General features: G+C 60.0%; 8 protein-coding genes, 2 tRNA genes and 1 pseudogene. 2 read left to right on the forward strand and 9 right to left on the reverse strand.

Translation table 11 applies throughout. The features are described from left to right. Positions 1-36: 36 nt before the first annotated feature. From ACIQY3_RS31970 to ACIQY3_RS31985, 4 genes are all read right to left on the reverse strand, one after another. Complete coding sequence (locus ACIQY3_RS31970) at positions 37-1,335, reverse strand: AcvB/VirJ family lysyl-phosphatidylglycerol hydrolase (protein ID WP_403028037.1); 1,299 nt, start codon at positions 1,333-1,335, stop codon at positions 37-39. Next, complete coding sequence (gene mprF, locus ACIQY3_RS31975) at positions 1,335-3,977, reverse strand: bifunctional lysylphosphatidylglycerol flippase/synthetase MprF (protein ID WP_403028040.1); 2,643 nt, start codon at positions 3,975-3,977, stop codon at positions 1,335-1,337. The genes ACIQY3_RS31970 and mprF overlap by 1 nt, the downstream gene beginning before the upstream one ends. Positions 3,978-4,253: 276 nt before the next feature. After that, positions 4,254-4,330: transfer RNA gene (locus ACIQY3_RS31980), tRNA-Met, on the reverse strand. Positions 4,331-4,550: 220 nt separating this feature from the next. After that, positions 4,551-4,627, reverse strand: a tRNA-Met gene (locus ACIQY3_RS31985). 300 nt (positions 4,628-4,927) lie between these two features. Between ACIQY3_RS31985 and dinB the strand changes: the two genes are divergently transcribed. Then, positions 4,928-5,989, forward strand: a complete 1,062-nt coding sequence (dinB, locus tag ACIQY3_RS31990; protein WP_403028043.1) for a DNA polymerase IV — start codon at positions 4,928-4,930, stop codon at positions 5,987-5,989. 123 nt (positions 5,990-6,112) lie between these two features. On the opposite strand, the gene ACIQY3_RS31995 is transcribed toward dinB, so the two are convergent. The 4 genes from ACIQY3_RS31995 to ACIQY3_RS32010 form a co-directional block, all read right to left on the reverse strand. Beyond that, positions 6,113-7,066: a hypothetical protein gene (locus ACIQY3_RS31995; protein ID WP_403028046.1), complete on the reverse strand. Its 954-nt coding sequence runs from the start codon at positions 7,064-7,066 to the stop codon at positions 6,113-6,115. Positions 7,067-7,083: 17 nt separating this feature from the next. Continuing rightward, the gene (locus ACIQY3_RS32000) at positions 7,084-8,799 is read right to left on the reverse strand and encodes a proline--tRNA ligase (protein ID WP_403028048.1); all 1,716 of its coding nucleotides are present in this window, start codon (positions 8,797-8,799) and stop codon (positions 7,084-7,086) included. 130 nt (positions 8,800-8,929) lie between these two features. Next, entirely contained in the window at positions 8,930-10,489 is a 1,560-nt protein-coding gene (locus tag ACIQY3_RS32005; RefSeq protein WP_403028051.1) for an AmpG family muropeptide MFS transporter, read from the reverse strand. A gap of 43 nt (positions 10,490-10,532) precedes the next feature. Beyond that, positions 10,533-10,886: an MGMT family protein gene (locus tag ACIQY3_RS32010; protein ID WP_403028054.1), complete on the reverse strand. Its 354-nt coding sequence runs from the start codon at positions 10,884-10,886 to the stop codon at positions 10,533-10,535. A 164-nt stretch (positions 10,887-11,050) separates the two neighbouring features. Between ACIQY3_RS32010 and ACIQY3_RS32015 the strand changes: the two genes are divergently transcribed. After that, complete coding sequence (locus ACIQY3_RS32015) at positions 11,051-12,058, forward strand: DUF481 domain-containing protein (protein ID WP_403028057.1); 1,008 nt, start codon at positions 11,051-11,053, stop codon at positions 12,056-12,058. A 168-nt stretch (positions 12,059-12,226) separates the two neighbouring features. Here the strand turns inward: ACIQY3_RS32015 and ACIQY3_RS32020 are convergent. After that, positions 12,227-12,319, reverse strand: a pseudogene (locus tag ACIQY3_RS32020) (cold-shock protein); the annotation flags it as partial. Between the last annotated feature and the right edge of the window lie 116 nt (positions 12,320-12,435).

Below are 12,435 nucleotides of genomic sequence, written 5' to 3' on the forward strand. Positions count from 1 at the left end.
TCGGCTGCGGGGGCTTTTTGTTTGGCGGGGCTCAGATCACTCTTGGGCCGTCGCCTCTTCCTTGGCCTGACGCTTGACGATGATGTCTACCAGGCGCTGCGCAAGGGCAGGGTAGTTCTCGTCGAAGTGGTGCCCGCCAGGCAGTTTCACCGCTTCGCCGACAGCGGTCTTGTCGGTGCAGCCGCTCTCGTCGACTTCTTCTTCGCCGTAGATGCACACCACTTTATCGGCAGGCAGCTTGGCCATTTCCGGGCCGGTGGCGGCTTCTTTGCCGGCGTTGCCGAGCCAGCCTTCGACTTCGATTTCGAAGCTGCCGGTACGGGCGAAGGCCAGCAGGATGATTGCGTCGACCCGTTGCTGTTCAGATTCCGCCAAGCGGTTGTAGATCGCTGGCAGGACGTCGGCGCCGAACGAGTAACCGGTCAGGATGAAGCGCTTGGTGCCCCATTTCTGGCGGTAGTGCTGCATCAGTTCGGCGAGGTCCAGGGCGCTTTGCTCCGGGCTCTTGTGCTGCCAGTAGTAGCGCAGGGTGTCGATGCCGACCACCGGGTAGCCGATCTTGGCCATTTCGCCCGCCACGTCGCGGTCGAGGTCGCGCCAGCCACCGTCACCGGAGAGGAACAGGGTGACGGTGTCTTTCGCTTGACCGGCCGGGACTTCAACGACAGGGATCTGCAACCCGCCAGCGGATTTGTCACCACCGACCAGAATCTTGCGCAGTTCGTTGTTCAGCACTTGCGGCAGGTTGATGTCGTAGTCGCTGATGCTGGTTTCGGCGTTGGGTTGGTCGCGCACGAAACCTGCACTGGCGTCGTCCGGGTTGTCGTTCCAGGCCACCAGCCAGTGGCCGTGGGCGGCGCTTTTCGGCAGCAGGTGCGTGCAGCCACCCTTTTCCAGGGCCAGGTCCACCGACACGGCCTGGGCCTTGTCATTCTTCTGCTCGGACAACCAGCGCCAGGCCAGCACTGCGCCAGGGCCGATGCCGCTGACCAGAGTCGCCGGGCCTTTCAGCTCGCGCAGACCGGATTGCAGGGCGCGGCTTTGCAGCAGGCAGTCTTTGGGCAGGATCACCTGGACGATCTGCGCCGAACCGCTGCGGCTCAGGGCCTTCAGTTGCTGGTCATTGAGTTTCTGTTCGTCAGTGACCGCCACCAGCACCTGAGCCTTTGGCGTGGTGCCGGGAATCACTCGGGTCATGGCGGCGCCGTCGGCGGGCGTCAGCAGTTCGAGGGTCGGTTCTGGTGCCGGGCGTTTCATGTACCAGTAACCGCCACCGACAATCAGGGCCAGCACTACCAGTGTGGCCAGTACGTACCGCAAGGAGCGTTGAATCATCAGCGTTTCACCAATCCAGTCAAGCCGCCCGCAATCAGGGCAGCAGTATCGGCCAGGGCAACCAGCGGATCGAGTCCGGCGGGCACGGCCATATAACGGGGTTCCCAGTCAGGCTGGAATTTGTCTTTGAAGCGGCGCAAGCCTTGGAAGTTGTAGAGCTGCTCACCACGGCGGAAAACCATCGAGCCCAGGCGCTGGGTCAGTGGCGCACCGCGACGGGGTTGAAGACCCGACAGTGGCACCATGCCCAGGCTGAAACGCGCGTATCCATGATCTTTATAATGTTGAATCAGGCCGACCATCATGAACTCCATGGTCAGCTTGGGGGCGTCCGGGTGCGCGCGCATCAGGTCGAGGCTGGCCAGGTCATGGCCGTAGGTCTCGAGCAGATTGGCGAACGCCACCGGGCGCCCTTCGAAACGAATCACCGCCACGCGGAAATGCTTGAGGTAGTCATCGCTGAAACGGCCGAGGGAGAAGCCTTTCTCGCGCACGTTCTTGCCGGTCAGCCAGGCATCGGAAATCACCTTGAGCTCGTCCATCGGCGCCTGGCCCGGCTCGAAGATCTCCAGGGACAGGCCGTCACGGGTGCCGCGGTTCCAGGTGTAACGCAGGTCCTTCATCTCTTTGCCCTTGGCTTCGAGATCAAAGCGATGCAGATCGACCCGGGCTTCTTCGCCAAGTTTGATCGCCGTCAGGCCGATGTCCATGTAGTACGGCAGGTTCTCGGCACGCACTTGATAGAAGACCGGACGGGCGTGGTGGATGTCGCAGAGGTCGCGGAACTGCCAGATCATTTCCGCCCGTTGCTGGGTCGGGCCGATCGGGTCGTACAACGCCACCAGGCTGCGGCCACGGCGGGCGTACATCAGGAACGCCTCGTCGTTGGGGTGAAACAGCAACGCCTTGTCACCGGTCAGCGCGAGACCGCCGTCGGGTTGCGACGACGCCATGAGGATCTTCACTGCACGGTCCAGTTCGTCCGGCGTCGGCAGATGAATGATCGGGCGTGCGGTGCGTAGCAACCAGGTCAGGGAAACCACCACCAGCAACACCGCAGCACCCAGCAGCGAACGCAAGCCACGCGGCGCGTCAGCGTCGAGGGTGAACTGCCACCAGAGTTGATGGCTGTACGGAACGTCCTGATAGGCAAACAGCAGCAGCCAGATCGACGCACCGAGGACGCACAGGCTGGCGACCAGATACAGCGGCGAGAACGGCAGTTCGGTCAGGCGACTGGCGCGATAGAACGAACGGCGGAACACCCCGAGCAGGCTCGCCGTCAGGGTCATCAGGCAGGCTTCCTCCCAGTCGAAGCCCTTGAGCAGCGACAGCAGGGCGCCGACCAGCAACAGAATGGTGGTCAGCATCCATGCAGCCGAGAGGCGACGACGCAGACCCTGGGCCAGCAACAGGCACAGCACGCCGATCAGGCTGGCGCCGAAGTGCGAGGCATCAACCAAACGGTGAGGAATCAGAAAGCCGATGTGTTCCAGGCGCGTGTCGATTTCCGGGGTCGCGCCGGAGAACAGCAGTACCACGCCGGACAGGAATACCAGCAACGCCAGGATCGGTGCCGCCAGACCTGACGCCGCCCGCAGCGACTGACGGGTCTGGAACAGGCGCTGGCCTTCGTTAATCAACAGGAACACGCAGGCCACCAGCAATGGCAACACTACATAAATCAGTCGATAAAGCAGCAGGGCGGCGGCCAGTGGCGCGGCGCCGAGGGTGTCGGCGAACGCGGCCAGCAGAATGGCTTCGAACACCCCGACACCGCCGGGCACATGGCTGAGCACGCCCGCGGCCAGGGCCAGCAGGTAGATCAGCAGGAAAGCGCCAAAGGGTGGGGCTTCCGGCAGCAACAGATACAGCACGGTCGCGGCGGCAGCCACGTCGAGGGCGGTGATTACCAGTTGCAGGAACGTCAGGCGACGACCCGGCAGGCGCAGTGTGCGGCGGCCGGCCTTGACCATCAGGTTGTCGGGGTAGGGTTGGTCCGGCAGGCGACGGCGATAAATGCCGATGGCCAGCACGGTCGTCAGTAGCAGCACTGCGGCGGCAATCACCCCCAGCAAGGTCGCGGAGAGGCCAAGCGCGGCGGAGGCGGCGGGCAAGTTGCTCAGGGTCGCGAGTGCTGCCAGCGGCGGCAGGGCGCAGCCGAGGGAGAGGCTGGCGAACAGCGTCATATGGGCAACGTCCGCAGCGCCCAGACCATGACGTGCATATAAACGGTAGCGAACCGAGCCACCCGACAGCATCGACAGGCCGATGGCGTTGCCGATCGCGAATGCGGTGAAACCACCCAGGGCCAGCACCCGTGGCGCCAGGGTGACGCCGGCGTAGCGACTGGCGGACCATTCGTAGCCCAGCAAAATGATGAAGCCGACGATGGTTGCGCCCAATGCGCCGATCAGTGCCGGTTTCGGGACTTCCAGGATCGAGTCGTGAAGCGCATACAGATCGAGTTCGCTTAATAGATGGCGACAGGCAATCAGCGCGATAGCGAACAACAACAGCGTGACCGCAAGACCTATGGGCTGACGGTACTTGCTGACCAGATCAAGCAGGCGCAAACGCTCGGCCTTGATAGGTTGTGTCGCTGTGACGGTGTCTTGTGGATCAGACGAGTTGGCGCGCATCAATCACCTCTTGGATTGTGCGCGACAGGATGGAGGTATCGAGCCAAGTTACCAATCCCTGTAGAAAAAAATAATCACAAATATTAACGCTCTCGCCGGTTTGCGGCGATGGCACGTCATCGGTCGTAGAGGGCCTGCCTGGCACAGAGCATAGTCTGAACTCAGAGTCTTGGTGATCCCGAACGGTTCACAACACAGTGACAGATCATTGTTGCGAAAGGACTTTTTCAACAGATACAAAAAAGGCCACTCTTTCGAGCAGCCTTTTTTGATGTTTGGTTGCGGGAGCCGGATTTGAACCGACGACCTTCGGGTTATGAGCCCGACGAGCTACCAGACTGCTCCATCCCGCGTCTGTGTGGCGGCATTCTACAGCGGAACGCCGGGGTGTCAACGGTTAATCCTGAATCAGGTCAAATAAGCGTGAATTAGCGTCGAGCGGTGACGGGGGAGCGGTAAGTTTCGGAATCAGAACGATTTCTCGTTTCTGCCCGGTGCGCGGTTGAGCAATGTTTTGCACAAAACAGGCACGCACAAAAAAGGCCACTCTTTCGAGTAGCCTTTCTTGATGTTTGGTTGCGGGAGCCGGATTTGAACCGACGACCTTCGGGTTATGAGCCCGACGAGCTACCAGACTGCTCCATCCCGCGTCTGTGTGTCGGCATTCTACAGAGGAACGCAGGTGTGTCAACCTTCAATTCAGAGAAAACCTGTTCCTGTTCAATCGCTTAGCTGAAAAAACGTGAGGGCTGCCGCGCTGGAAGGCAGGTGTGGCAAGGCTTCCAGCTCTATCGGTAGGTGCTTTTCGATTGAGAAAATAAATTCCTCAGGCCTTTTCCTACAACCGGTGAAGAAGATTCAGAGTACTGGTGCTATATACAGGTGTCAGTGAGATACTGCCGATCCGGCTCGTCATTACGTCATTTCCTTGCCATGAACACCGCTTTTATATGACTCAACGCAAAATCATCCACGTCGACTGTGACTGTTTCTACGCCGCCATCGAGATGCGTGATGACCCGCGCCTGGCTGGCAAGCCGCTGGCGGTGGGTGGCTCGGCGGACCGGCGCGGGGTGATCGCCACCTGCAATTACGAAGCGCGGGCCTATGGCGTGCGCTCGGCGATGTCCTCTGGGCACGCCTTGAAGTTGTGCCCGGACCTGACCATCGTCAAGCCACGGATGGACGCCTATAGAGAGGCGTCGAAGGAAATTCATACGATCTTCAGCGATTACACCGACCTGATCGAGCCGCTTTCCCTGGATGAGGCCTATCTGGACGTGTCGGACAGCGCGCATTTTGGTGGCAGCGCCACGCGCATTGCCCAGGATATTCGCCGGCGGGTCTCCAATCAGCTGCACATCACCGTCTCGGCGGGCGTGGCGCCGAACAAGTTCCTGGCCAAGATCGCCAGTGACTGGAAGAAGCCCAATGGCCTGTTCGTGATCACGCCGGATCAGGTGGAAGACTTTGTCAGCGGTTTGCCGGTGAGCAAGCTGCACGGCGTGGGCAAGGTGACCGCCGACAAGCTCGGCAGGCTCGGCATCATTGATTGCGCGCATTTACGCGAGTGGGACAAGTTGGCGCTGGTGCGCGAATTTGGCAGTTTCGGTGAACGACTCTGGAGCCTGGCCCGTGGGATTGATGAGCGGCTGGTGCATAACGACAACCGCCGGCAATCCATCAGTGTCGAAAACACCTACGACGTGGATCTGCCGGATCTGGTGAGCTGCCTGGATAAGCTGCCCGAGTTGCTGGAAACCCTGGCCGGGCGCATGGCGCGCATCGACAGCAGCTATCGGCCGGGCAAGCCGTTCGTCAAAGTGAAATTCCACGACTTTACCCAAACCACGCTGGAACAGGCCGGGGCAGGGCGGGATCTGGGGAGTTATCAGCTGTTGTTGACCCAGGCATTCAATCGCGGCGGCAAGCCGGTGCGGTTATTGGGGATTGGGGTGAGGCTGGAGGATTTGCGGGGTGGGTTTGAGCAGATGGAGTTGTTTGAGCGGTAGCGGCAGGGTGTAGACGTCGGGGTGAATGTGGGGCCGCCTTCGCGAGCAAGACCGCTACCACATCGGATCTACCTGTAATGAAGATCCCATGTGGGAGCGGTCTTGCTCGCGAAGCTTTTGCTTTTAATTCGGGTTCGGATCCGCCACCAATCGCCCGGCATCCTTGGTCAACGACTTGAGGAATTCGGTCTGCAGCTCAGGATCGTTGCGCGTCAGTTCGATCAGGCTCTGCTCCAGCTCGCTGGCTTCTTCTTCCAGACCCAGTTCCGACAGGCGTTTGACCCGGTGTACCCACTGGCTCACTTCGTCGTCTTCAAGATCGTCATAAATCAGCCCGTGTGCTTCCAGCAACTTGCCACGCAAGCCGCTGCTGACCGCCAGGGACGAGTCGGTGTGCACGTCGTCCTGGGCATCTTCGACCGTGATCAGCAGCCGACTCAGATGATTGATGTCATGTTCAGCGAACGGGCTGTCCAACAAGTTCAGGCGCAGTACGCCGTTTTTGTCGGTGTTCAGGTCGAAGGTTTCCTTGCCAGCCTTGACCTGCACCGGACGCTCGCTCCAAGGCAGGCTCGAATATTCCGTGCGCTTATCGCGCTGGACTTCATCAATACCGGCCAGGTTCTGCTGCGCGCGACCGTGGGACTGCACGTTCATGAACGGGTTGACCCCGGCGAAACCGTAGCTCAACCAATCCTTGGTCACGCTGTCCGGCAGGTTGCCGAGGGTGAACACGTTGACCACGTTCGCGCCGACACCGGCCACGATCGCCACCATGCCCAGCGGGATCTCGTAGACCTCCCGCCAGGGTTGGTACGGCGTGTAGCGATCGTAATGACGCGTGACTTCGAATTCGGTGACTTCGAAGGTCTTTTGCTCGTGGATTTTCACCCGACGTTGCGGCAGCTCAAGCACCTTGGGCTCACCGACATCGATCTGCAGGCTGTGATCGAGCAATTTGCGCTCGCCCCGTTCCTCGTGCTCGCTGCGTTGTGACATGTGATTGGCACAGCCGCTGACCAGCAGGGTGCCGCACAGGGCGGCACCACCGAGGCCTAAGGTGTTTCGCTTGAACATGACTTCTCTATCTGGTGTCAGCGGCGGATACGGGCCTGGAGGAAGGACAGCACGTCAGCGACCGGCAGCGCTTGCGCCTCGGCCTCGGTGCGGCTCTTGTATTCCAGATTGCCATCGGCGAGGCCGCGGTCACTGACCACGATCCGGTGAGGAATGCCGATCAGCTCCATGTCCGCGAACTTGATGCCCGGGCTGGTTTTCTTGTCGCGGTCGTCCAGCAGCACTTCGAAACCGGCCGCAGTCAGTTCTGCGTAAAGTTTGTCGGTGGCTTCGCGAACCTGCTCGTTGTCGTAGCGCAGCGGCACCAGGGCCACCTGGAACGGCGCCAGTGTGTCGCTCCAGATGATCCCGTTGGCATCGTTGTTCTGCTCGATGGCCGCAGCCACTACGCGGGAAACGCCAATACCGTAGCAACCCATTTCCAGGGTGACTGGCTTGCCGTTCTCGCCCAGCACTTCGCACTTCATCGCTTTGCTGTACTTGTTGCCCAGCTGGAAGATGTGCCCGACTTCGATGCCGCGCTTGATTTCCAGGGTGCCCTTGCCATCCGGGCTTGGGTCGCCGGCCACGACGTTGCGCAGGTCTGCCACGGTTGGAACGGGCAGGTCACGCTCCCAGTTCACGCCGAAGTAGTGCTTGTCGTCGATGTTGGCGCCAATCCCGAAGTCGCTCATCAGCTCGACCGAACGGTCGATGATGATCGGCAGCGGCAGGTTCAGCGGGCCGAGCGAGCCGGCGCCGGCGCCAATGGCGTCACGCAGTTCGGATTCGGATGCCATCACCAGCGGGCTGGCAACGCCTGGCTGGTTGGAAGCCTTGATTTCGTTCAGCTCGTGGTCGCCACGGATGATCAGGGCAATCAGCTTGCCTTTCTCTTCGGCATGAACCACGAGGGTCTTGATGGTTTTTTCGATCGGCAAATTGAAGCCTTCGACCAGTTGCGCAATGGTCTTGGCGTTCGGGGTGTCGACCAGGCGCAGCTCTTCAGTCGGCGCGGCGCGGGAGGTTTCGCGCGGCACGGCTTCGGCTTTCTCGATGTTCGCGGCGTAGTCGGAACCGTTGCTGAAGACGATATCGTCTTCGCCGGATTCGGCCAGTACGTGGAATTCGTGGGAGCCGGCACCGCCGATGGAGCCGTTGTCGGCTTCAACAGGGCGGAATTTCAGGCCCAGGCGAGTGAACACGTTGCAGTAGGCCTGGTGCATGCGATCGTACGTGATCTGCAGCGAAGGCTGGTCCGCGTGGAAGGAGTAGGCGTCCTTCATGATGAATTCGCGACCGCGCATCAAGCCGAAGCGTGGACGGATTTCGTCACGGAATTTGGTCTGGATCTGATACAGGTTGATTGGCAGCTGTTTGTAGCTGCTCAACTCGTTGCGCATCAGGTCAGTGATCACTTCTTCGTGGGTCGGGCCGGCGCAGAAATCGCGACCGTGACGATCCTTGAAACGCAGCAATTCAGGACCGTACTCTTCCCAGCGACCGGATTCCTGCCACAGCTCAGCCGGCTGAGTGCTCGGCATCAACACTTCAAGCGAGCCGGCGGCGTTCATTTCTTCACGAACGACGGCTTCGACCTTGCGCATTACCCGCAAGCCCATCGGCAGCCAGGTGTACAGGCCCGAGGCGAGTTTGCGGATCATGCCGGCGCGCAGCATCAGCTGGTGGCTGATCACGACCGCGTCGGAAGGCGTTTCTTTCTGTGTGGCGAGCAAAAATTGACTGGTGCGCATGGTTGGCCGTTGTCGGTTGCTGATGACGAGAAATGACGGAGCATTGTACGGGCGAGATCCGCTGACGTACAGAAGTGCGGCCGGCGGTGAGGCTTGATGGCGGGAAACCTCCCGCCAATCGAGAGGTTTCCTACAGCTCTTCCACCGCCGGCGTCTGCACCGGTTCCGGTGTCGGCGTCGGGCCAGCCCGGCGGCTCTCCTGGAACCAGTGCAGGGCGATCAGCAGCAGCGTCGGCACGCCGAGCAGGGCGGTGATCAGGAAGAAGTTGTGATAGCCGAACTTCTCCACCATGACCCCGGAATAACCGCCGATCAGGCGTGGCAGCAAGAGCATGATCGAGCTGAGCAGGGCGTATTGGGTGGCGGAGAACTTGAGGTTGGTCAGGCTCGACAGGTACGCGACGAACGCAGAAGTCGCCAGGCCTGAGCTGAAGTTGTCCAGGGAAATGGTCAGGATCAGCATGTTCAGGTTGGCGCCCATGTCGGCGAGCATCAGGAACAGCAGGTTGGTAGCGGCCGAAGTGATACCGCCGATGAGCAGGATCGGCAGGATGCCGAAGCGCACGATCAACAAGCCGCCCATGCCGGCGCCCACAAGGGTCATGATCAGGCCGAAAATCTTGCTGACGCTGGCAATCTGATCCTTGGTAAAACCCTGGTCGATATAGAACACGTTGGCCATCACGCCCATGACCGTATCGGACATCCGGTAAGTGGCGATCAGCCCGAGGAGCAGGAACGCTTGCCAGCGATACCGCAGAATGAAGTCGTTGACCGGTGTCAGCACTGGCGCCAGGCCTCGACGGCCCATGGACGACAGACACAGGACGGTCAGCGTGGTGTAGAGGATGGCGCGCAGGAACGCGCGGTCTTCGAGCAGCAGATCGAGCAGGCTCACGCCGTTGAACAGCACGCTGGCAAAATCAGTGTTGTAGAGCTGGGTGAACATCGCCGGCACGGAAACCAGCAACACGATCAGTACAAACACCGACGCCAATTGATGCACAAAGCTGTAGCGCCCGGCCTGTAACTGCGTGCGCAGCGGAACTGGCGGCTCGCGCATGAACAGGGTGGTCAGCAACGCAGGAATCATCAGGGCACCAAACAGCACGTAGGTGCCGGTCCAGGCCGAATGCTGATAATTGAAACCGGTGGAGCCGAAGCCTTCAGCGAAAAACAGCGCACCGGCGGTGGCCAGCAACGCCGCGATCCGATAGCCGGACATATAGCTGGCGGCCAGCGCGGCCTGGCGACTGTCGTCAGCGATTTCCAGGCGATAAGCGTCCACGGCGATGTCTTGGGTCGCCGAGGCGAACGCGACGACCACGGCAATGGCGATCAACCAGGACAGGTGCTTTTGCGGGTCGCAGAAACCCATGCCGATCAGTCCGAGGATCACCAGCGATTGGGCCAGCACCAGCCAGGAGCGGCGGCGGCCGAGTTTGCCGAGCAGTGGCAGGCGCCATTGGTCGAGCAGCGGTGACCACACCCATTTAAAGGCGTAGGCCAGACCGATCAGGCTTGCATAACCGATGGTTTCGCGGGCCACACCGGCCTCACGCAACCAGACCGACAGCGTCGAGAACACCAGCATGTAGGGCAAGCCGGCGGCGAAACCAAGCAGCAACAGTACGAGCGTTGATGGGCTGGCATAGGCGGCGAGCGCGGCGCGCCAGGTTTTACGGGGCATGGGCTGAAGTCTGCCTCAAGATTACGGAAACAAAGCGCGCACTCTAACCGCTGTGCTCTACCGGGCGCCAGCCATGACGCTGAATATCAACACGATTGTTCAGGATACTGATCCCCTCCGTGCGCAAGCGCGCGCGTTGTTCGTCTCCCGATGGACTGCCCACCGGCAGGCTGATCCGACCGCCGGCGCCGAGCACCCGGTGCCAAGGCAGCTTGGTGTCGCCGGGCAATTGACTCAGCGTGCGCCCGACCCAGCGTGCAGCGCGCCCCAATCCTGCCAACTCGGCCAGTTGTCCGTAACTCACGACTTTGCCCTCCGGCACTTGGGCCAGAGTCAGGTAGAGCGCCGTGCGTCGGATTTGCGCCGGGCTTTCGGTTTCGGTGGTCGCCTCTGTCACGTCCGCAGTTCCTGAAGAAATTCGTTTTACGGCCCTTAGATTAAGTCCAGAAGTGACAATTGAGAAATGAACTCAATAGAAATAGTCGGGTCAGTCCTTGCTAGCGCCTTATTCCTTGGGATAATGCCGACTTTTTTTCGCAAACCAGAGCCTTCGATCTGCTTATGTTGTCCAGAACCTTGTTGTGCCTCGCTGTCTTCAGTGCTTCCACGCCTCTGCTCGCCGACACCGTATGGTTGAAAAACGGTGACAAATTGAGCGGCAAGATCACTGTGTTCGATGGCGGCAAACTGTTGATCCAGACCGAATACGCCGGTGCGATTCCGATCGACTGGAAACAGGTCAAAACCCTGGAAAGCGACCAGGAGTTGCTGGTCAAGCAGGATGCCTATAACGGTGAGAAAGCCAAATCGTTGAAGGCCGCCGAAGATGGCAAGGTGACCCTGGCCAACGGCGAGGCGCCGAAAACCGTTGAGCTGGCGAGTATTCAGCAGATCCTCAAGCCCAAGCCAATCGTCGAAGACCTGGTGTGGAAAGGTAATGTCGACATGGCGCTTGATTACCAGCGCGCCGAGAAAGACACCGACGACTACGATGTTGGCTTCAAGACCTCGGCCCGTCATGGTCGCTGGCGGCATACGGCAGAGGGCGAGTACAACCGCGAATTCCAGGACGACGTGGTCACCACCGATAACTGGCGCGCCGAATACTCCCTCGACCGATTCCTGACCGAGCACTGGTACTGGGATGGTCGCGTGAACTACAAGCGCGACAAGGTCGAAGACCTGTCCCGTCAGCGCGTGGTCGGTACCGGTCCGGGTTATCAGTTCTGGGATGACGAACTCGGCGCGTTCTCGCTGGGCTCGCTGTTCAACCGTACTGACTTTGAATACAAGGATGGCGGAAAGGACAACTTCTATTCCGTCGCCATGAAGTGGGACTACAACCGTTACCTGATCGGCAAGAAGGTAGAGTTCTTCACCAACGGCGAAGTGGGCAAGCCGCTTTCTGGCGTGGCCGATTACTCCCTCGATGCGGAAATGGGCTTGCGTTACAAAGTCACCGACTGGGCTTCGCTTAACCTCAAGGCCGAGCGGGACGTCATCAGCGGGACCGAAGATGCTGATTTGAGCAAGACGCGCTATACCGCTGGGTTTGGCGTGGCCTGGTAATACGCTAGAAGATCAAAAGATCGCAGCCTTCGGCAGTTCCTACGTTGGATTGATGTTTATCCCGTAGCAACTGTCGAAGGCTGCGATCTTTTTTGCGCGGGCAAAAACATGCGCCCACAAAAAAGCCCCGCTTTTAAGGGCGGGGCTTTTTACTAAAGCAAGTACAAGTTAGATAACTTGAACTTCTTCAGCTTGCATGCCTTTCTGACCGCGGGTAGCGATGAAAGAAACCTGTTGGCCTTCTTTCAGGCTTTTGAAGCCTGCGTGCGGTGACCTTCAGCTTCGCGATCTTCCGGCTCGATTGCCGCCTTGAGCGAAGCGCCGCAAGCGGTTGCAGTTCTGCGTCCAGCGCGACGTCCTTTGACCAGACCATCGAA

This window comes from Pseudomonas sp. NPDC096950 (assembly GCF_044762525.1).
In the GTDB taxonomy this organism is placed as follows: domain Bacteria; phylum Pseudomonadota; class Gammaproteobacteria; order Pseudomonadales; family Pseudomonadaceae; genus Aquipseudomonas.